At 61.2% G+C, this 19,890-nt stretch carries 17 protein-coding genes and 3 pseudogenes; 7 read left to right on the top strand and 13 right to left on the bottom strand.

The window, feature by feature from the left end:
• Positions 1-46: 46 nt before the first annotated feature.
• Positions 47-768: pseudogene (locus ACUN0E_RS08610) on the top strand (IS6 family transposase).
• A 59-nt stretch (positions 769-827) separates the two neighbouring features.
• On the opposite strand, the pseudogene ACUN0E_RS08605 reads toward ACUN0E_RS08610, so the two are convergent.
• Positions 828-1,040: pseudogene (locus ACUN0E_RS08605) on the bottom strand (transposase); the annotation flags it as partial.
• Positions 1,041-1,420: 380 nt separating this feature from the next.
• Between ACUN0E_RS08605 and ACUN0E_RS08600 the strand changes: the two are divergent.
• From ACUN0E_RS08600 to ACUN0E_RS08585, 4 genes and pseudogenes are all read left to right on the top strand, one after another.
• Positions 1,421-1,762: a hypothetical protein gene (locus ACUN0E_RS08600; RefSeq protein ID WP_445566294.1), complete on the top strand. Its 342-nt coding sequence runs from the start codon at positions 1,421-1,423 to the stop codon at positions 1,760-1,762.
• Between the two features lie 65 nt (positions 1,763-1,827).
• Positions 1,828-3,145, top strand: a pseudogene (locus ACUN0E_RS08595) (IS701 family transposase).
• Between the two features lie 210 nt (positions 3,146-3,355).
• Positions 3,356-4,420 (top strand): CocE/NonD family hydrolase C-terminal non-catalytic domain-containing protein, encoded by a 1,065-nt coding sequence (locus tag ACUN0E_RS08590; RefSeq protein WP_445566293.1) that lies wholly within the window; start codon positions 3,356-3,358, stop codon positions 4,418-4,420.
• Between the two features lie 155 nt (positions 4,421-4,575).
• Positions 4,576-4,944: a BON domain-containing protein gene (locus ACUN0E_RS08585; RefSeq protein WP_445566292.1), complete on the top strand. Its 369-nt coding sequence runs from the start codon at positions 4,576-4,578 to the stop codon at positions 4,942-4,944.
• A gap of 137 nt (positions 4,945-5,081) precedes the next feature.
• Here ACUN0E_RS08585 and ACUN0E_RS08580 read toward each other — a convergent pair whose 3' ends face one another.
• The 3 genes from ACUN0E_RS08580 to ACUN0E_RS08570 form a co-directional block, all read right to left on the bottom strand.
• Positions 5,082-5,780: an SDR family NAD(P)-dependent oxidoreductase gene (locus tag ACUN0E_RS08580; RefSeq protein WP_445566291.1), complete on the bottom strand. Its 699-nt coding sequence runs from the start codon at positions 5,778-5,780 to the stop codon at positions 5,082-5,084.
• A gap of 63 nt (positions 5,781-5,843) precedes the next feature.
• Positions 5,844-6,386 carry a 2,4'-dihydroxyacetophenone dioxygenase family protein gene (locus ACUN0E_RS08575; RefSeq protein ID WP_445566290.1) on the bottom strand — a complete coding sequence of 181 codons (543 nt, stop codon included), beginning with the start codon at positions 6,384-6,386 and terminating at the stop codon, positions 5,844-5,846.
• A gap of 16 nt (positions 6,387-6,402) precedes the next feature.
• Positions 6,403-7,392, bottom strand: coding sequence for an alpha/beta hydrolase fold domain-containing protein (locus ACUN0E_RS08570; protein WP_445566289.1), 990 nt, complete (start codon positions 7,390-7,392; stop codon positions 6,403-6,405).
• A 444-nt stretch (positions 7,393-7,836) separates the two neighbouring features.
• Here ACUN0E_RS08570 and ACUN0E_RS08565 point away from each other — a divergent pair, with 444 nt between their 5' ends.
• Positions 7,837-8,670, top strand: coding sequence for an AraC family transcriptional regulator (locus ACUN0E_RS08565; protein ID WP_445566288.1), 834 nt, complete (start codon positions 7,837-7,839; stop codon positions 8,668-8,670).
• A 190-nt stretch (positions 8,671-8,860) separates the two neighbouring features.
• Here ACUN0E_RS08565 and ACUN0E_RS08560 read toward each other — a convergent pair whose 3' ends face one another.
• The 8 genes from ACUN0E_RS08560 to ACUN0E_RS08525 form a co-directional block, all read right to left on the bottom strand.
• Positions 8,861-9,586 (bottom strand): class II aldolase/adducin family protein, encoded by a 726-nt coding sequence (locus tag ACUN0E_RS08560; protein ID WP_445570404.1) that lies wholly within the window; start codon positions 9,584-9,586, stop codon positions 8,861-8,863.
• 48 nt (positions 9,587-9,634) lie between these two features.
• Positions 9,635-10,279, bottom strand: coding sequence for an FMN-binding negative transcriptional regulator (locus ACUN0E_RS08555; protein ID WP_445566287.1), 645 nt, complete (start codon positions 10,277-10,279; stop codon positions 9,635-9,637).
• Between the two features lie 68 nt (positions 10,280-10,347).
• Positions 10,348-11,346 (bottom strand): alpha/beta hydrolase, encoded by a 999-nt coding sequence (locus tag ACUN0E_RS08550; protein WP_445566286.1) that lies wholly within the window; start codon positions 11,344-11,346, stop codon positions 10,348-10,350.
• Positions 11,347-11,427: 81 nt separating this feature from the next.
• A complete protein-coding gene (locus ACUN0E_RS08545) occupies positions 11,428-12,465 on the bottom strand; it encodes a porin (protein WP_445566285.1) in 1,038 nt (345 codons plus the stop codon).
• A 128-nt stretch (positions 12,466-12,593) separates the two neighbouring features.
• Positions 12,594-14,288 carry an ABC transporter ATP-binding protein gene (locus ACUN0E_RS08540; RefSeq protein ID WP_445566284.1) on the bottom strand — a complete coding sequence of 565 codons (1,695 nt, stop codon included), beginning with the start codon at positions 14,286-14,288 and terminating at the stop codon, positions 12,594-12,596.
• On the bottom strand, positions 14,285-15,115 hold the full coding sequence (locus ACUN0E_RS08535) for an ABC transporter permease (protein WP_445566283.1): 831 nt from the start codon (positions 15,113-15,115) through the stop codon (positions 14,285-14,287). The genes ACUN0E_RS08540 and ACUN0E_RS08535 overlap by 4 nt, the downstream gene beginning before the upstream one ends.
• 56 nt (positions 15,116-15,171) lie before the next feature.
• Positions 15,172-16,200, bottom strand: a complete 1,029-nt coding sequence (locus tag ACUN0E_RS08530; protein WP_445566282.1) for an ABC transporter permease — start codon at positions 16,198-16,200, stop codon at positions 15,172-15,174.
• 4 nt (positions 16,201-16,204) lie between these two features.
• Positions 16,205-17,794, bottom strand: a complete 1,590-nt coding sequence (locus ACUN0E_RS08525; RefSeq protein ID WP_445566281.1) for an ABC transporter substrate-binding protein — start codon at positions 17,792-17,794, stop codon at positions 16,205-16,207.
• Positions 17,795-17,995: 201 nt separating this feature from the next.
• Here ACUN0E_RS08525 and ACUN0E_RS08520 point away from each other — a divergent pair, with 201 nt between their 5' ends.
• On the top strand, positions 17,996-18,904 hold the full coding sequence (locus ACUN0E_RS08520; protein WP_445566280.1) for a LysR family transcriptional regulator: 909 nt from the start codon (positions 17,996-17,998) through the stop codon (positions 18,902-18,904).
• 21 nt (positions 18,905-18,925) lie between these two features.
• On the opposite strand, the gene ACUN0E_RS08515 is transcribed toward ACUN0E_RS08520, so the two are convergent.
• Entirely contained in the window at positions 18,926-19,858 is a 933-nt protein-coding gene (locus tag ACUN0E_RS08515; RefSeq protein WP_445566279.1) for a 2-hydroxyacid dehydrogenase, read from the bottom strand.
• Positions 19,859-19,890 lie beyond the last annotated feature (32 nt).

Below are 19,890 nucleotides of genomic sequence, written 5' to 3'. Positions count from 1 at the left end.
GTCGAAACGGTTACAGTCTCGGGCTGAACGAATTTGAGAGCCTACGATGAGTAAGTTTAAGAGTCTGGAGGAGTTGTTCGCGGGGCGCCACTTTGATCGCGAGGTGATCATCCTGTGTGTTCGCTGGTACCTGCGCTACAAGCTCAGCTTGCTGAGATCTGGTGGAAATGATGGCCGAGCGAGGACTGTCGCTGGCGCACACCACGATCTTGCGTTGGGTGAAGCGCTATTCGCCCGAATTCGTCAAACGCTGGAACCGGTTTGGCACGCCCACCGGCCAGTCATGGCGTGTCGATGAGACGTATATCAAACTGCGTGGCAAATGGGTCTACCTTTATCGAGCGGTGGATCGGGCAGGCCAGACAGTAGACTTCATGCTCCGCGCCAAACGCGACGTGGCCGCAGCAAAAGCATTTTTCAAGAAAGGCCATCAAGCATCAGGGCCACCCGCCGAAAACCATCACGCTCGATGGCTCCGCGGCTTCGCATCGCGCGGTTCGTGAGATGAAGGAAGACGGCGTGCTTCCCGAAGACACCAAGGTCCGGTCCTCGAAGTACCTGAACAACCAGGTCGAGCAAGACCATCGCAACATCAAGTCAAGGACGAACGTCATGCTTGGTTTCAAGCAATTCAAGAACGCCGCGATCACGCTGGCGGGCGTTGAATTGATGCATCGCATTCGCAAATGACAATTTAGCCTCACCCAACTGCGCCTCAAGGATTTCACTGTGCCTGCGGTTTGGAATGCGGTCCTCTCGGCTCAGTGAGGCATCCTATCAAACCAACTTGCTCGACAAGCTCCGCTATTTGCACCAGAGCCGCTCGTTACGGCCGAGCGTGCGCCTTGAAACAGCAGCGTGCGCAGATACGTGTTGCCCTGTTTGGTGATGCGGCCCAGTCGGTTCTTGCCGCCGCTGCTCGCCTGCTTGGGCATCGAGCCAAGCCACGCGGAAAATTGGCGACCATTTTTGAACACACGCGCATCGCCAACAGTGGCCACCGCAGCCGACGCGGTGAGCGGACCGATGCCGATGGCCTCGGCATCCAGCCTGTCGTTCTTCACGTGCTTGCCGCCCTTGCGGTATGGCACGGCAAACTGCGGCGCGATCAGGCGAACCTCGTGGCCGAGCGCGCGCAGCTTGCGCGCCCTGTAGCGTGCTACGCTGCACGCTTCCATTGCGACCAGGCAAGGCCCAAGGTTGGCAAACCATTCGGGAAACTTCTGCCGCGAGATTGCTTTCCTGATCACCACGCGTTCCATGCAGTCCACGCCGTGTACCTGGATGATGTTCTTGGCCAGATCCACGCCGATACGAGTAATCTTGTCCATGACTTTCCCCTTCTCAGATGGGTTGCCCAGCACCAACAATCCTTGCATATCGCGACGCCACGAGATCGGGAAAGTCCTTACTAATTCGGGTGATCTATCTGCTTGAAGACACGGTGGCAAACCGCAGCCTCATTCACAGTTATCTGGACGTGTTCGCGTATCCGGACGGGCGCATCGAGGTCCGGGTCAATGGCGCTGCCCTGCCCTGTGTGCCGTATGACCGGCTCTCGGAGATTGATCAGGCGGCCGTGGTCGACAACAAGCGGCTGGGTCACGCGCTGCAGATGGCGCAGGTGATCCAGGCGCAGCGTGATGACCGGCGCGCATCGGGCTCGCCACCGAGGACGAATCAGGGCGAAGCGCCGCGACCGAAGGAGCGCAAGGCGGGCTACAATTTGATTCCGCGCTGTTTCCGGGATCGGGCTCTTTAGTCTTACTGTGTCAACTAAAAGCGATACCTGGCAGTATGAAGTAATCGCGACTACGGGGTATTGCAATGTCAAACGATCTCGATGAATTTGACGTGTATCTCAACCATCTGGCCCAGGAATTAGGGCACGCGTGATCGCCACGCCGGCCTTAAAGGCTACTGTTCCGGTCTGGTGATGCCACTGTCACGAAAGAGCGTCGAACCGATGGCCGCGCATATTGATCCGCTTCACGCGAGTGCGAAGCATCAGTCGCTCCATCATTTTGTTGCCAGGGCGGAGTGGTCGGACAAGGCGATCATGCAGCGGGTGCGCGAGTGGGTGATGCCGGCGCTGGACGTGCATGCGGCTGCAGAAGCCGGCTACTACTGGATTATCGACGACACGGGTTTTCCAAAGAAGGGCCGCCACTCGGTGGGGGTGGCGCGCCAGTATTGTGGCCAGCTCGGCAAACAGGACAACTGTCAGGTTGCAGTGAGTTTATCGATCGCGACGCAACGCGGCAGCCTGCCAATCGCCTGGCAACTGTATGTCCCCAAGGAATGGCTTGACGATCGGGAACGTGCCCGTCGTGCGGGCATTCCTGACGATCAGGCCTTCGCAACCAAACCACAGATCGCATTGGCCCAACTGCGCGAGGCGATTGCATCCGGGATTGTGCCGGGTATCGTGCTGGCCGATGCAGGATATGGTGATGAAACGGCCTTTCGGGAAGGGATAAGCGAACTGGGTTTGTTATACGCCGTGGGGATTCGCCCGGGCACCTCAGTATGGGCACGAGGTACGGCACCGTTGCCGCCCAGGCCATGGAGTGGGCGTGGCAAGCCACCTACACTGCTGCGTCGTGCGCCCGGCCACGAACCACAAGCGCTCAAGGCGCTGGCCATGCAATTACCCGCGAATGCCTGGCAGACCATAAGCTGGAGAGAAGGCAGCAACGCGGCACTCTCCTCACGCTTTGCCGCCGTGCGGGTTCGTCCCGCTCATCAGGACTATTGGCGCAGTACCCAGCGCGCTGAAGAGTGGCTACTCGTCGAATGGCCCGAGGGAGATACAGAGCCGCTCAAGTACTTTCTCAGTACCGCTCCCGGGGAGGCGACACTTGAACAACTCGTATTGGTGACCAGGATGCGCTGGCGTATCGAGCGCGATTATCAGGACCTGAAGCAGGAGTTCGGACTGGGTCACTACGAAGGTCGCGGCTGGCGCGGCTTTCACCACCACGCCACGCTGAGTATCGCCGCATATGGGTTTCTGATGGCCCAAAGACTCAGGATGGGATCAGGTAGCGGCGATAAAAAAAACTTCATTGAACGCGCGCTGCCTGCGCTTCCCGCGGATTACATCGCACGCGGCAGTCCAGCGCGCACAACGTCACGTTCCTGACTCCATCACTACGTTGCGTATCTTGCTCGGACTACGGCTCACGCAACGCTTGCACCATTCATTGCAGCGGTGGCCTGGAGAATATGTGACACAGTAAGACTATGTTCCTTCGGGAAGAACTGGCAGGAAATCCAGGTCAAGACCGTCCAGCATGGCCGAGGAGATCGGGGCCCTCGCAGTAGCGTAACCGGCGAATTCGTCTGCGGCGATGTGAACCTGACCGAAGAAGAACTTGAGACCAACCGAGGCGACATGTCCCGGCATGCGGCCGACCATCGTTTCGATGACAAATTCTTCGAAGAACGCCGGGCCAAGCTATCACAACTGCAGGTTCCGGTCCTGTCCGCAGCGAATTGGGGAGGCCAGGGGCTGCACCTGCGTGGCAACATCGAAGGCTTCCTGCAAGCCGGTTCGTCCCAGAAATGGCTCGAGATTCACGGCGGCGAACATTGGACTTCGTTCTATACCCGCTACGGCGTCGGCCTGCAGAAACAGTTCTTCGACCAGTATCTGAAAGGCAAAGAGACAGGCTGGGAAGAACGGCCACCAGTACTGCTCCATGTCCGGCATGTCGACAAGTTCGTCGAGCGCGCCGAGCACGAGTGGCCGCTTGCGAATACCCAGTGGACCAAACTATATCTGGACCTCGATGGTCAGAAGTTGTCGCCCGAGGCGGCCGACGGGACATCGACTGCCACGTTCGAAGCAATGGGCGACGGCGTCCGCTTCATGTCCGCTCCGTTCGAGCAAGAGACGGAGATTACGGGGCCATTGGCCTGCAAGGTGTTCGTTTCCTCGACGACGCCCGACGCCGACCTTTTCCTCGTTGTCGGTCTCTACAACCCCGAAGGAAAGGAGGTCGTATTCCAGGATGCACTCGACCCGCATACGCCAGTAGCGCAAGGCTGGCTGCGTGCGTCCCGCCGTGAACTGGATCCGAAGCGCACGCTTGAGTGGCGCCCGCTCCATGCCCACCGATCGAGACAACCACTTGAGCCGGGCAAGCCTGTCGAGTTGGACATCGAGATCTGGCCCACCTCTATCGTCGTCCCTGTCGGCTGGCGAATCGGACTGACGGTTCGGGGCAAGGACTACGAGTACGAAGGGGCTGCCACGCAGTTGTCGAACGTGAAGTTTCCGATGAAGGGTTGCGGACCATTCCTGCACGACGATCCGGAGGATCGGCCGCCGTCGGTCTTTGCGGGACGAACCACGCTGCATGCGGGTAACAGCATGTCTTCGTATCTGCTGGTGCCCATCATTCCGCAGCGATAGTCAACCGCCTCGATCGAGCCGCGCCAAGGCATTGGGCAGCCTGAATTGATGAAGTACGCGGCACGCCTCCGAGTCCTGTGGAATATCCACCACGCTTTCTAATCAACAACCCCGCCGCACAGCGAGTCATCAACCTCAGGAAAGGAAGAGAAAATATGAAAAAGACTAACCTCATCACGACTGCGATTTGTTCACTGCTCGCCCTCGGCACGGCAAGCGCCTGGGCGCAAAACCAGGCCAGTGACGCCACCGCCAGCGCGCCTGTCACAGCAAGCGCGCCATCGAGTCCAAAGGCAATGCGCAAGGCCAATCGGTTGCTCGCCAAGGACGTTCGGCGTGCGCTCGTCAAGGTCAAAGATCTGGATTCGACCAATATCGTCGTCTCCGCGAAAAATGGCTCGATTCTGCTGGGCGGCACGGTGCCCGCGGGCGACCAGGTCCAGTTCGCCGTAACCACAGCACAGGGCGTTAGCGGCGTTCGCGAGGTACGAAACAGCCTTCGGATCCGCGCACCGGGCCAGTGAAGCCGACTGCAGTCGGTCCGATCTGGCACGGCAACCGGTTCCAGAATACAAAAGGCGCAGGGTCGCACTCTGGCTTTTGCGCTGGCTTCGCCTCACAGCGCCCGCCGCTCGGCCGGCACAGCCAGCCGAGCCGAGTATCAAGCGACACTGAACCCGCCATCTACCGGAAGAACCACACCTGTTACATACTGTGACTCCTCCGAGCACAAGAAGCGAACTACTCTCGCGACTTCGCTCGGCGTACCCCAACGTCGCATAGGCAACCGTGCCATGATCGCGTCACTTCGCGAGGGATCGTCGAGCGCGGCGACCGACAATCGCGTGCGGATCCACCCCGGCGCCACGGCATTCACCCTTACGCCGCGGGCCGCAAGCGCGACGGCATAGGAGCGCGTCAGCCCGACAATGCCAGCCTTGCTTGTGGCGTAAGCCGGATTTTTTTCCGAGCCAAAGAAACTCCACATTGAAGCGACATTAACCACCGCGCCCGCTGATGCGATTAAACGCTCCTGTAGCGCACTGATCAGGATCTGTGTTCCGCACAGATTCACGTCAAGAACGGAGCGGAAGCCCTCCGGGGTGAACTCCCGTCCTTCGTGCTTGATGATGCCTGCAGCATTCACCAGGACCGCCACCTTGTCTAGATCTGCGAGTGCGACCCTCACCGCATCCGGTACGGTGACGTCGGTTTTCGTGAATTCCAACTCGCCGGGCACGTCAATATCCACGTCAATTCCAAGGCACCGGACTCGCATGCCGCTTCGGTGCAACTCTTCTGCAACAGCGCGACCGATTCCTGTCCCGCCGCCCGTCACGATCGCTATAGGTTTATTCATCAGTAGTATTTAATTATCTTGGGACTTTCCCCTGCACGCTCGCTGCGCGCTGGACGAAAACGGCTACCGAACGAACTGCTTCACGTAGTCGGAACCAAGGCCAATCGCCTCATAATGCCGTCTGGCTGTCTCGATCCGCGTGAACACGTCTTCGTACGCCAATGCTTGTCCCTGAGGATCAACATAGGTGTAACCACCAGTGACGTGGAACCACGTGATCATTTCATCGACCTCAGGTGGAACGTACAGCGTATGCGTCTCGCCGGCAGGCTCATACGCATAGGAACCCTCTTCCGCCACCCAATCGTGTTCGAGGTAGTACCAGCGACCCTTGAGCACAAGCGCATGGACTGGGCCGGCATGCCGGTGCCGGGACAGCACGCCCGCTTGGCGCACCCGCAATAACGTGACGAAATACCCCTGACTCGCGTTCAGAAGCAAAGGCTTGAACGCAACCGATCCAGTAATCGGCACCCATAGCTTATCGTCCGCCAACCACTCGCTGAGGACCCTCGGGTGGACAAGATCAGGCGACATAAAGTCGGGCTGTGGATGTTGATACGGGACGGCCGTCTCGTCCGGTCTCCCAGCAATTATTTCGGACATTTCCAAACTCCTGTTTTTAACATGCGTCTGACCGGCTCCGTAACCAGAGTGCGGTATCGTCCAGCGCACGGGCCGCGACCTCGGCGATTGAGATAGCTTCGAGGAAGCTGTGTACCGTGCCCGGATAAGTCCGCGCTGTCACGTCGACACCCACGGCCAGCAACCTGTCCTCTAACTCGAGACTATCGTCGCACAGCGGGTCGCACTCCGCGACCGCCATGCAAACAGACGGTAGGCCACTCAGGTCAGCGTTCAGAATGTTCACGCGCGGATCGCCGAAGTCACTCCCCTTACTGAGATACAGTCCCCGGAACCAGATGATGTCATGCAAAGAAAGGCCGTAGTCGCCCGCTCCATATCGCACCATTGAGTTCCGGTACAGGTTCGTACCGAAGCTGCCATAGTTCAGCACCAATCCCTTGAGCAGGTGTTCGTTTGCATCGCGCAGCGTCAGTGCGACGCCCATCGACAACGACGCCCCGGCGGAATCCCCGCCGACGAAGAGTTGCGTCGCGTCGACGTCCAGTACCGCGGCTTGATCCGCCACCCAGCGGACAACATCCACGCACTCATCGAGGGGGCGAGGAAACCGCGCGTCCGGCGCGCGCGTGTAATCAACGCCGATCACCGCGATGCCGGCGCGTTGGGCGTACTCGCGCATCAGACGATCATGTGTATCGATGCTGAAGAGCACGAATCCTCCACCGTGGAGGTACACAAGTGCACCACGCAACGACCGCCCCGCCGGATAGTGGATGCGGACTCGTACATCACCGTGACGGGTAGGCACGCGATGTTCAACGGTGCGACTCATTGAAGGGCCACCAGCGGCCCACGGCGCGCGCACCTGCTCCGCGACCTCGCGCGCCTCGGAAATCGTCAGCGTGTCACAGCGCGGAAAGCGTCGATAGCCCTCGCTCATGCGATTCAAAAACTCACGCATCTGCGGATCCAGCGGCGAGGGGGCTCCGGTAGGGATGCTGAACGCGGGATCATCTAACTGCATATATAGCTCTCAGAGAGATACGTTATCAATGGCATGGTGAACCGGGACTACAGAATTACATCCCAACCACGTCCACGTCCGATCAATCAGGTCTTGCATTTCGGCGTCGCCTGTCGGAAAAAATTGGCTTGAAATACATCGAAACTCCGGCCTTTCTAGCGTCTTGCTTAAGAGCCATGCCGAAAATCGCGCACAAGGACTATCGATGCAGCAATGTATCGAGTCTCCTTTCCCGCTACCCGTTGGATCGCGTCAATCGCTGTCGAGATCTGGCCATCATTCAATATGCCCGGACGCGACCGTGGTCAGCCTGGAACATATGGCAAACCATCGCTCGCGCAGGGAAGCTACTGATTGTCATGATTTTTGACCAATGTGATAATTTCCTGAATCACTTTATCCTCTGTCAATAAGCACTGCGACGCGGTGAAAGGAAGCTCCCCAATGATCCAACACCAACATGGTCGTGCAATTACTTCCGTGATGCTGACGGAGCATCCGAGTCCGCTCCCTGTCGATTCGACGCCCGCTCACGAGCACGATTGGGGGCAGTTGCTGGTTGCCGTTCGTGGGCTTTACTCCATCGAGATACCGGGCAGGTCGTGGCTTATCCCGACACGCAAGGCCGTGTGGATTCCCAGCGGTGTGCGGCATCGGTTTTCAGGCCGATTTTCCGAGCCGGGACAACCCGTCTCGGACTGCTCGCTTTACATTCCGACCAATGCCTCCCCCGATCTGCCGCGCGACTGTCGTGTCATCGAAGTCTCGGCGCTGCTGTCCGAGCTCATATCGGCTGCCATCGAAATGCCATCGGAGTATCTGCTCAACAGTCGTGAGTGCCGAATCACGGGATTGATCGTCGATGAGATTTGCTGTGCACCGTCCGTGCTGTTACATCTGCCGATGCCCCGCGACCCCCGCTTGCAGCGGATCTGCAGAGCGCTGGTCGACGAACCCGGGCACGAAGGCAATCTGGAAGACTGGGCGCGTCACGGCGCGCTCAGTCTGCGCTCACTCACGCGGCTATTCCGGGATGAGACGGGGCTCACCTTTTCAATGTGGCGCCAGCAGGTCCGTTTGATTGAAGCGCTCACTCGTCTAGGTGCAGGCGCATCGGTCACGTCCATCGCACTCGAACTCGGCTACGACAGCCCGAGTGCGTTCACTGCAATGTTCAGGCGTGCGGTGGGATGTTCGCCAAAGGAATACCTGGCAACCGACCGGGGCCGAGGTGCCTCTTCCGCGCCATCGATTTCAAGGTCACTTTTGTGCGCGTAAGGTTTTCACGCGCTCGTCGTGCGCGCCGCAACGGGGCGCACGGTGCTCCTCGAGCCGAAAGGTGCCGCGGGTCGGTTGAAATAAACCTAAAGCGAACGCACGGTTGCCTGCGTCACTTCTCAGCAGCCACCTGCTGCGGCCGATGCATCCAGAAGTGCTAAGGCTCTAGCGGCGCGCTCCGGCCCGATACTCATAGAAGCCGCTGCGCAGCAGCAAATGCCCGCTCGCAATACTCGAGAGCGCCCGGACGCTCAAACTGACGCGCCGTACGCTCGCAAACCTCTGCCGCAGGGAAAGTCAGCCGGGTGCCACCCGACATCGCCTTCACCTGCGCCTGACAAGCACGCTCCAGGAAATGAATGTTGACGAATGCTTCCGCGATGGTGCGCCCGGCAGCCAGTAGTCCATGATTGCGTAGAATCATCGCGCGATGCGTGCCGAGATTGCGAATAAGCCGTTCGCGCTCGTCGAGATCCAGCGCGATGCCCTCGTACGCGTGATAGCCGATCCGGTTGTAGTAGCGCAGCGCGTGCTGCGTGATCGGCAACAGCCCCTCCTGCTGGCAGGCGACGGCGATGCCGTCTGCGGTATGCGTATGTACCACACAGACGAGGTCGTGCCGGGCCGAGTGAATCGCCGAATGGATGGTAAAGCCCGCCGCATTCACGCGCTGGCTGTCTTCGTCGCCCGGCTCGACAGGCTTTCCGTCAATATCGATCTTCACCAGGTCGTCGGGTGTCATCTCGTGAAACATCACCCCATAGTGATTGATCAGGAAGTAGTTGTCAGTGCCGGGCACACGCGCGCTGATGTGCGTGTCGATCAGGTCGGTCATCCGGAAATGCGCGATGAGCCGATAAAGCGCCGACAAATCGCGCCGCGTCTTCATCTCCGCGTCGCTTCGTTGCGATGCGATGCGATGCCGGGTTCGATAGTGGTTTCCATCTTCGTTCCTCGAGTTACGTTAATCAGTCGGTAAAGGCTGGAGCGTTTCCCTGTCGGCCATTAGCTGGGCCAGTGCCTTGTCCTGCGCGGTGCCCAGTCGCTGCAGCGCGGCGATCACGCCGTGGCGATCATCTGCCGAGCGATCCTGATTCAGCTTGAACTTGCCTTCAATGCCGGTGATCGTCAACTCGACGCCGGCGATCGCTCGCAGCCGCGGCACGATGAGATCTTCCGGCATCGCGCCGAATGACCATGAGCCGCCGAGCGGCGTGTCATAAGTGCCCACCGTGCGCGTGAGGATGTCACGGATGGCTGCCGGATCATCGATCCATTCAAGCCGCACATGCGCATGAATCGCCGCGTAGTTCCAGGTCGGAAAGGTTCTCTGGTCGCTGTACCAGCTCGGCGAAACAAAAGCATGGGGGCCATTGAAGACAACCAGAGCCTCGGTAGCGGTGCGCAAGGCGTCGCAATGTGGATTAGCGCGCGCGAGGTGAGTAGTCAGCGTTCCCAGCGGACCACGCTGTGGGTCGAGCAGAAACGGCAAGTGTGAAACGTGCAGACCCGCGTTAGAGTGGCTGATCAGCGTCGCGAAGCTCCACTCTTTCATGCGCGCATGCTGCACCGAAAGATCGTTCTCGGCATAAGGGGGCTTGATGTACATCTTGCTTCTCTCCGGACAGAAAATCTCACCGGTGCGGCGGGCGATGCCCGTCGACCGGTCTCATATCGTCAGCGGCCCGCTGTGCGGGCCGCAATTCGATGAAGCCATTGGGCGGTATCGTCGAACGCCGTTGCGGCCACCTCGGCAATAGACACCGCCTCAAGGAAGCTGTGCACCGTGCCGCGATAGGTCCTGGCCAGCACGTCGACGCCAGCCTGCTCCAGCTTGTGCTGGAACGCGACGCTGTCGTCGTGTAACGGATCACATTCGGTGATGACCATCCACACCGGCGGCAGACCGGCGACATCAGCCTGCATCAGGTCGTAGCGCGGATCGCGGAAGTCCTGTCCGCGTTCGATGTACATGCCGCGGAACCAGATCATCATGTGCGCCGACAAGCCGTAGTCGCCCGCTCCGTAGCGCACTACGGAATTGCGAAACAGGTTATTGCCGAATGTCCCATAGTTCAGCACGAGGCCAGCCAGCGCAACGCCGCCCTCGTCGCGCAACGCCAGCGCAGTACCGACAGAAAGATTCGCTCCGGCCGAATCACCGCCGATGAAGAGCGGACCAGCGCCGATGTGCAACCCCGCCGCATTCGCGCCGATCCATTGCACTGCATCGATGCAGGCTTCGAGAGGCCGCGGAAATCGCGCTTCGGGCGCACGCGGGTAGTCGATGCCAATCACGATCATGCCGGCACGCTCGGCATACTCGCGCATCAGTCGGTCATGAGTATCGACACTGAACAGCACGAAGCCGCCGCCGGGCAGATATATGAGCGCGCCCGGCTGGCGACACCCCGCTGGACGATAGACACGAATGCGCACGTCACCGTGTCGGGTCGGCACGCGATGCTCGTCCACATTCGCCATCGCCGGGCCTCCGGCGGCCCAAGGCGCGCGCACCTTTGCCGCGATCCGCCGCGCCTCGTCGATCGGCATGGTGTCGCGACGCGGATATTTGCTGCCCTCCGCCGCCATTTGCTGAATGAACTGCGTAATCTGCGGGTCGAGCGGCGCAGGCAAACCAGTGGGAATGGTGAAGGCGGGATCGTCGAAATCCATGGTAGCTCCGCTATGAAGTCGGTGAATGGCGGCGCTCGGCGGCTCGCGCCGCCAATAGCCGCCGGTTGCCGGATGCAATGTTCAGAAACGTTTGTTGATGCCCACCGACGTGCCGAGTTGGTTCTTTCCGGCCTGGGTTGTCGCGTAGTTGTAGATACTCAGGTCAGCGTCGCCCTGGTTGGCCATGTAGCCGACATTCGCGTATAGGTAAGTGGTCTTGGACAGAAAGTAGCGGCCGCTCGTCGTCAGCATCTGTGAATGCTGGCCCTTGCCCTGATAGTCGTACCGGCCCGCCGTCAGGTCGATGTTGAGTTCCGGCGATAACCACACGCCGCCGGTGGCCCAGTAGACAGTACCGCGAGGCGTCAATTGCAGGTCTCCACCGACCCGCGTGACGCCCGCCGACACGATATAGCTGTTCGGCACCGACCAGCGCGCCGCGAGGCTGTAGCGGCGATCGGCGAGCCCCGACTGATCGATTCCGGTGCCCACCGTGCCGCGGCTCTCTTCGTACACGAAGCGCATGGCGAAAGGACCCAGACCGTACTCGAGCGAAGAGCCGATATAGCGGCCAGCCAGCGTGTTGCCGGCCAGTTGCTGCCCGAAACCGTACATCGCCTCGATATTGAATCCGGCAAGCGTCGGCGACAGGTACTTCACCGAATTGTTCAGACGCAAGGTCGTCAATGGAATCGGATTGATCGAAAGGATCGAATACGACGCGAGCGCAGTCGGATCGTAGTACAGGGTCTTGTCGTACTGCACACTGTATTGGCGGCCGGCGGTGAGCGTACCGAAACTGTTGTTCGTTGCGCCGACCAGCGCGCTCCGGTTGAACAGCGTGCCGGATGACACCAGTGCACCACTGGTCGAGTCGAAACCATTCTCAAGCTGGAACAGTACCGTGGTGCCGCCGCCAATATCCTCCTGACCGCGGAAGCCGAAGCGCGACGGCCAGAAGCCCGCGTTGATCATTCCGATCTGGGAGCCGCCGGCCGCGCTCGCGTGGTTCAGGTACTGCATGCCGGTGTCGAGCATTCCATAGAGCGTGACGCTGCTTTGTGCATAGGAAAGAGCAGGCACCGCTGCAAGCAGCCCAAGCATCGATTTGAATCGCATTCAAAACCCCCATAACGTTACGTTACTTTTTTAGTAGACCTATTAATATTAAAAACGAGATTGAAAAATTCTCTACCTCCGTAACGGCGCCGGGTCTACATGAGTCCGCCGCGCGTCACGCCGCCGAATTAGCCGCAGGCGGACTGCACCGTGCTACCGGGATGCGCAAAGATGTCCTTGCCGGGCATCGCATCGAGCAGTTGCCGTGTGTACGCATGCTGAGGGGCACCAAAAATCTGTGCAGATGCTCCCTCCTCCACGACCTGCCCCCGCCGCAGCACGACGACCCGGTCGGAAATTTCCGCCGCCACGCGCAAGTCGTGAGTGATAAAGAGCATCGTCAGTCCGAACTCGGTCTTCAGCTCCTCGAGCAACGCGAGGACTTGTGCCTGCACCGAGACGTCGAGCGCGGACACCGCCTCGTCGGCGATCAACACGCGTGGCTGCAGCGCCAGTGCCCGGGCAATCGCGATGCGCTGGCGTTGGCCGCCCGAGAACTCGTGCGGATAGCGCGGCATCGCCGCTGCGCCGAGCCCGACGCGCTCAAGCAGGCGAGCGGTAAGCGCGCGCGCATCGGCGCGCGACGTGCCGAACGCAACGGGACCTCGCATGATGGCGTCGCCGATCGGCTGTCGCGGATTGAGCGACGCAAACGGATCCTGGAAGACGATCTGCACCTGGCGGCGATACGCCCGCAACTGTGCGCCGGACGCCCGCAGCACGTCGCTACCGGCGAGCTTGATCGCGCCGGCATCAGGGTCGGTCAGCCGCATGATCATGCGGCCGAGCGTGGTTTTGCCCGAACCCGACTCGCCGACGATCGACACCGTCTCGCCCGCGCGCACCACGAAATTGATGTTATCGGCAGCCACTACGACACGCGCGGGACCGAACCAGCCACTGCGCGACACGAACGTCTTGTGCAGACCGGCGACTTCTAGCACCGGCGGCGTGGCACGGCGCGGTGCGGCCTGGGCGCCTGTCCCAGCAACTGGCCGGCGCCCGGGCACCGCGTCGATCAATTGCCGGGTGTACGACTCGGCCGGCTGCATAAGAATCTGTCCGCGTGTGCCCTGCTCGACGAGCCTGCCCTGGCGCATCACAATCACCCGGTCTGCGATGTCCGCCACCACGCCGAAGTCGTGCGTAATGAACAGAACGCCCATACGTCGCTCGAGCTGCAAGTCGCGCACCAGGTCCAGAATCTGTCGCTGTGTCGTCACATCCAGTGCAGTGGTCGGCTCGTCTGCGATCAGCAATCCCGGCCGGTTGATCAGCGCCATCGCGATCATCACGCGCTGGCGCTGTCCACCTGACAGCTGGAACGGGTAGCTGCGCATGATCTGCTGCGGCGCGGGCAGCCCCACCGAGCCGATCATAGCGATGCAGCGCGCGTCGAGCTCACGTGCCGGCGAACGGCCGCCGTCATGCAACCGGACCGCCTCGGCCAGTTGACGCCCGATCGTCTGCAGCGGGTTCAGCGCGCTCATCGGGTCCTGGAAAATCATCGCGACGTCGCGTCCGCGCAGCGCGCGCATCCGCAAGTCGTCGAGGCCGATCAGTTGCTTGCCGGCCAGGCACACACTGCTCCCAGCTAGCGTTCGCACGCCTCGCGGCAGCAGGCCGAGAATCGAATGCGCAGTCATCGATTTTCCCGAGCCCGATTCGCCGACGAGGCAGACGATTTCGCCCGCGTGCACCTCGAACGAAAGATCGTCGACCGCCCGGTCGCGGTCTGCGGCGCTCGGCAATGCAATCGACAGATTGCGGACCGCGAGTAGCGCTGCGTCCTGCTGGCTCGGTAGGGTAATGGAGTTCATCATCGACGCGAGATTCTCGGGTTAAGGACGTCATTCAGGCCTTCGCCCACCAGGTTGATCGCCATCACTGTTAGCAGGATCGCCAGTCCGGGAAAAGCACTCATCCACCAGGCAACGCGAATCATCGTGCGCGCCTCGCCGATCATGAAGCCCCAGCTCATCAGGTTTGGGTCACCCAGACCCATGAAGCTCAGCGCGCTTTCCATCAGAACAGCATTGGCGACGCTAAGCGACGCGGTGACAATGATCGGCGACAGCGCATTGGGCAGAATCTGGCGCAGCACGATCGCGATTCCGGACTCGCCCTGGCAGCGGGCCGCCTGAACGAACTCACGCTCACGCAAGGCAATGAATTCAGCCCGCGTGAGCCGCGCGAGCTGCGGCCAGCTCACCAGCGCGATCGCCGCGGTGAGCGTCCTGATCGAAGGCGTGAGGATCGCGACCAGAAGAATCGCCAGCAGGAACGCGGGGATGACCTGGAACAGCTCGGTGAAACGCATCAACCAGTCGCCCACGCGACCGCCCAGATAACCGGCGGTCGCGCCGATAGCCAGGCCGATCAGCACCGCGGCAAGCGTCGACACGCAGCCGATCAGCAGTGAGACGCTGGCGCCGTGCACGATGCCGGACGCGATGTCGCGGCCGAGGCTGTCGCTGCCGAGCAGCAGCCCTGGGCTGTCAGGGCGCATGAACGGCTGGCCCACCGAGTCCCACGGACTGCCCGGGCAGATCAGCGGCGCGAACACCGCCAGCACGATAATCGACAGCAGGATGACCAACCCGATCATGCCGCTCGGGTGACGCAAATAGGAACGAATCAATGCTCGCATAACGGGACCATGGTGTAGAAGACGTAAGCGGATGCGACATCGGCAGGGCCGCGCAGCTAGCCGGCACGAATGCGCGGATCGACGACGCGATACAGCAGATCAGTCAGCCAGTTGAACAGGACCACCACGACCGACAGCACGAAGAACACGCCCTGGAGCACCTGATAGTCGCGCGCCAGCACAGCTTCGTAAGTCAGGCGTCCGAGCCCGGGCCACGCGAAGACGGTTTCGATCACCACCGAGCCGCCGATCAGCGTACCGGCCTGTAATCCAGCCATCGTCACCACCGGCAGCAACGCGTTGCGTACCATGTGCCGCCACAGAATCCGGCGAGGCGCAGCGCCCTTCGCTCGCGCGGTCTTGACATAGTCCTGATGACTCACCTCGATGATCGACGCCCGCATCAACCGCGTATAGACCGCGAGGTACAGCATGCCGAGCGTTACCGCGGGCAGCACCAGGTGCCGCGCCACGTCGAAAACTGCGGCCCAGCCGGTGAGCTCCTGGGAGACGTCCCGATACCCGAACGCCGGCAGCCATTCCAGATGCACCGCGAACAGCAGCACCAGCATCAGGCCGAGCCAGAATACGGGCGTGGCGTACACCACGAGTGAGATGACCGTGATGACGGTGTCCGACCATCGCCCGGCTCGCACGCCGGCGAGGCAGCCGAGCAGAACGCCGCCCACCAGCGACAACGCGAATGCGCTGAGCGCGAGGAGCAGTGTCGCGGGCAAACGCTCGATAATGAGCGAGAGCACAGGACGCTGTTGCCGGTACGAATAGCCGAGGTCGAGGTGCGCGATCTTGCCGAGATACGTGCCGAGCTGGACCGCCATCGGTTTGTCCAGACCGTACTCAGTGCGGATACGGGCGACGAACTGCGCGTCTACAGCACCCGACTGGACCGCGATCACGAGCGCCGGGTCGCCCGGCGCCGCGCGGATCAGCAGGAAATTGAACACGGCGATCAGCAACACGATGCAGATCATCTTCACGATCTGTTTGCCGAGCGCCACCGCGGACCCCCACGGCGCTCGTCTGGACTGTACAACCGCAGTGGGCCGCAAGACATCCGCACTCATCGCTTCAACCCTTGAAGTAGACGTTATCGAAACTCTCGTGAACGCCGATAGCGGTCGTCACCAGGTTCTGCAAGCGCTTGTCGTAGATCGTCGGGAACTCCAGCTCGACCAGCCACGCGATCGGCACATCTTCGACGAGGACGTTCTGCATCTGGCTGTAGAGCGCCTGGCGCTTCGCATCGACCGTCTCGCTTGCGGCCTGGTCAGCCAGCTTGTCCACTTCGGGGTTCGAATAACCCTCGGTGTTCGAGAACAGGATCTTGCGGATATTCGACGACACGTAGCTTCGGGTAACACCAAGCGCGGGGTCGCCGAACTGGTACAGCCAGTTAATAGTCATCTGGTAGTCCCAATTTGCGATGCGCTGCGCCCATCCGCCTGCGTCGGTGGTCTGCAATGTGACTGCGATTCCGACTTTGGCGAGCGACTGGCGCAGAAACTCGCAAGTGCGGCTGACCATCTCGCCGTACGGCGCAACCAGCAGATTCAACCGAACGCGCACGCCGCTCGCATCTGGCTTGAGACCCATCTGATCGAGCAGCGCGGTAGCCTTGGCGAGCGAGTAGTCGTACTTCTTGACGTTGGGCTCGTAGAAGCGGGTGCGTGAATTCACCGGACCGGTGGCGACCCGGCCAAAGCCATAGAGGATTTTCGAGCGGATGAACTCCCGGTCGATCGCGTACATGACGGCCTGACGGAACCGCTTGTCGTTCATCGGCGGGACACGATTGTTCATCTCCAGCCACATGATCGGCGAGAAATATTCGTACCCTTTGGTCGTCATCGCCAGTTGCGGCTCGGCGGCGAGGCGCTTCGCGTCGAACAGCTCGAGGTCGGTCCACTGCGTGAGCTGGGCACTACCCTCTTCGAGGGCTAGTGCACGGGACGCGCCGTCCGGAATGATGTGATAAATAATCGCGTCGAGATACGGCGCGCCTTTCTTGAAGTACTCGTCGTTGCGTACAAGACGGATGTGTGAGCCGCGCACCCACTCCTGAAGTTTGAACGGTCCCGTACCGACCGGCTTGAGGTTGGCGGGATTCTTGACCACGTCGGTGCCCGCGTAGATGTGCTTGGGCATCACCGGCAGATTAGCGATGTCGAACGCGTTAAGGAACGGGCCGAACGGCGACTTCAGCTTGAAGACCACGGTGTTGGGGTCGGGTGCCGTAATGGACGCACAGCGGCCAAATATATCGCGCGCGCGCGGGCTGGTCTGCGGCAGGAACTCCGTGGCGGTGTAGACCACGTCGTCCGCGCTGAAGGGCTTGCCATCGTGCCATTTCACGCCTTGGGCAAGGTGGAACGTATAGGTCAGCGAGTCCGCCGAAACATTCCACGACGTAGCGAGACTGGGCAGCGGCTTCAGGTTGAAATCGTAGGTCAGCAGGCTAAGGAAAATCTTGCCGGCCACCGTCTGCGTCGGCGTCTGCTGATTGACCGCGATGTTGAGCATTGGCGGCTCGGGCTGCAGTATCGAGTTGAGCGTCCCCCCCCGCGTCTGGCCCATCGCCCGCGTAATACCCAGGGGAAACTCGACGAGGCCCATTGCAGCGGCCGCGACCAGCAGTTTGTTGAAGTCTCGCTTGTTCATCCCAGCCCCTCTGTCAAAAGCAAATGCTCTCCGGCGGCGGATCAGGTCGGCGCTGAGCGCCTACCACCCCGGAAGAACCGCTTTCCGGCTTGCCCGGCCTGGCCGATCGAATAGTCAAGCGCAAGGTTATAAATTCACTATTGCCCCGTCCAATACCGAAACAATTGGCTGACGATGCCTTTGTCTTATAAGCTTGCCGCCATGAACCTGCGCCGAATCGAATACTTCCTGACCGTCGTCGACACCGGGACCATCACCGCGGCAGCCGCTCAGTGCTTCATCGCACAGCCGGCGCTCAGCCGGCATGTGCAAACGCTCGAGGAAGAACTGGGGTTCAAGCTGTTCTACAACACTCGCAACCGGCTGCAACTCACGCCGGCGGGGCGCGAATTTGTACCCATGGCGCGCTCGCTGCTCACCATGGCGAAGCATGTCGACGGCGCCGCCCGCGCGCTCGCCGGCGGCCAGGTACAGCGCCTGCACGTTGCGGCGACGCCCACCACGGTGCGCTCCATCGTCGCCCCGTTTCTGGCGACGCTGCCCAGCACGGCGCCGATGATCCTGACGCATGAAGTCGACCATTTCCACGTGTACGATACGCTGCTTAATGGCAACGACCTCGTGATCTCGCCCGCGCCCTGCCCGAAAGACTTCGCCTATCGGGTGCTGGGACGATTCCCCTTACGCGCGTATGTGTCGCCGAGCCATCCGTGGGCGCAGCAAGGCCTCGTCAGCATCGGGCTCGCCACCCTGCTCGAACAACCGCTGATCGCGCACACCGCGCACAGCGTAAGCCGGCGCATGCTCGACCTGACCGTGGCCCAGCATGGACTACGGTACGACCGGCTCGAGGAATGCGACGACGCTCATACCATCCTCGCGCTGGCGGCAAGCGGAAAGGGTGTCGCGGTTACGACCGAACAGGCTCAGTTCGGCGCGGTCGGCGTCGACATCGAGGAGCCGGGGGGCGGCGATCCGGACACGGCCGGGGGGCGGGACCGCGCGCGGCTCGCAGTGACGCTGTACGCCGCATGGGACCCCACCCACTATGGCGCAGCCACGCTCGAGCAACTGGTGAACGAGCTGCAGGCGTATATCGAACGCCGCTGATCACGCTGCCTGCGATGCTCGTCAGTAGCCGCGAACGCAATCGACCGTGTTGAGCGGTTGCGCACCGGCGAAGACCTTGCGCGCATTTGCCACGACTTGCTCGGCGATCACCTCCAGACGCGCCGCAGATGCCATGTGGGGCGTCACCACGACTCGCGGGTCGCCCCATAGCGGACTGTCCGCCGCGAGTGGTTCGACCGGGAATACGTCGAGCACCGCACCGCGCAAATGGCCGGCATCGAGCGCCGCGATCAGATCGGGCACCACCAGATGTTCGCCACGCCCGCAATTGATCAACGCAGCGCCGCGCTTCATCAGCGCAAAGGTGGACTCGCCCAGGATGCCTCGCGTGAGTGGCGTCAGCGGCAACAGGCAGACGACGATGTCGCGATCTTCGAGAAATGCCGGTAGCTCGTCGAACCCGGCAAAGGTAGTCATGTCCGCGCCCTGCTTTTGCGTGCGCGACCATCCGCTTACGTCGAAGCTCAATCCGCGCAAAAAGTTCGCTACCGCGAGGCCCAGCACGCCAAGCCCCATCACGCCGACGCGCGTCTGCGCGGCGGCGCGTTGCTCGGGTGTACGCCATTCGCGCAAGCGGTGCAATGCCACCGCTTCGTCGAAGCGGCGATGGAAGTAGAGCGTCGCCCAGCCGACGTATTCGGCCATGCCTGGCGCGAGGTTCGGATCGATTACGCGGCACACCGGCACGTCTGGCAGCTCCGGATCGGCGAGGATGCTGTCGACGCCAGCGGCCAATGAAGAGATCATGCGCAGGCTCGGAAAACCGCTTAGTACGCCGGGCGGCGGATACCAGCACACCGCGACGCCGACGTCAGCGGGGTCGAGATCGGGCGCCGGCCAGAGCCGAACGTCGAACTCGGGCGCGATGCGCTGGAGAATCGACTGCAGACGCGAAAGGTCATGCGTGCCACTGCAAAGGAGGATCGTTGTCATTTTGAAAGACACAGTAAGGGAACCCGGGGCAC

This window comes from Paraburkholderia sp. D1E (genome assembly GCF_052682275.1).
Note: the sequence above shows the minus strand (reverse complement) of the source record. Positions and strands in the feature narration are given on the sequence as shown.

Excerpts from the sequence above, each read along its gene's own strand:
- ACUN0E_RS08585 (WP_445566292.1), top strand. The coding sequence starts at position 4,576 with ATGAAAAAGACTAACCTCATCACGACTGCGATTTGTTCACTGCTCGCC.
- ACUN0E_RS08580 (WP_445566291.1), bottom strand. The coding sequence starts at position 5,780 with ATGAATAAACCTATAGCGATCGTGACGGGCGGCGGGACAGGAATCGGT.
- ACUN0E_RS08575 (WP_445566290.1), bottom strand. The coding sequence starts at position 6,386 with ATGTCCGAAATAATTGCTGGGAGACCGGACGAGACGGCCGTCCCGTAT.
- ACUN0E_RS08570 (WP_445566289.1), bottom strand. The coding sequence starts at position 7,392 with ATGCAGTTAGATGATCCCGCGTTCAGCATCCCTACCGGAGCCCCCTCG.
- ACUN0E_RS08565 (WP_445566288.1), top strand. The coding sequence starts at position 7,837 with ATGATCCAACACCAACATGGTCGTGCAATTACTTCCGTGATGCTGACG.
- ACUN0E_RS08555 (WP_445566287.1), bottom strand. The coding sequence starts at position 10,279 with ATGTACATCAAGCCCCCTTATGCCGAGAACGATCTTTCGGTGCAGCAT.
- ACUN0E_RS08550 (WP_445566286.1), bottom strand. The coding sequence starts at position 11,346 with ATGGATTTCGACGATCCCGCCTTCACCATTCCCACTGGTTTGCCTGCG.
- ACUN0E_RS08545 (WP_445566285.1), bottom strand. The coding sequence starts at position 12,465 with ATGCGATTCAAATCGATGCTTGGGCTGCTTGCAGCGGTGCCTGCTCTT.
- ACUN0E_RS08540 (WP_445566284.1), bottom strand. The coding sequence starts at position 14,288 with ATGATGAACTCCATTACCCTACCGAGCCAGCAGGACGCAGCGCTACTC.
- ACUN0E_RS08535 (WP_445566283.1), bottom strand. The coding sequence starts at position 15,115 with ATGCGAGCATTGATTCGTTCCTATTTGCGTCACCCGAGCGGCATGATC.
- ACUN0E_RS08530 (WP_445566282.1), bottom strand. The coding sequence starts at position 16,200 with ATGAGTGCGGATGTCTTGCGGCCCACTGCGGTTGTACAGTCCAGACGA.
- ACUN0E_RS08525 (WP_445566281.1), bottom strand. The coding sequence starts at position 17,794 with ATGAACAAGCGAGACTTCAACAAACTGCTGGTCGCGGCCGCTGCAATG.
- ACUN0E_RS08520 (WP_445566280.1), top strand. The coding sequence starts at position 17,996 with ATGAACCTGCGCCGAATCGAATACTTCCTGACCGTCGTCGACACCGGG.
- ACUN0E_RS08515 (WP_445566279.1), bottom strand. The coding sequence starts at position 19,858 with ATGACAACGATCCTCCTTTGCAGTGGCACGCATGACCTTTCGCGTCTG.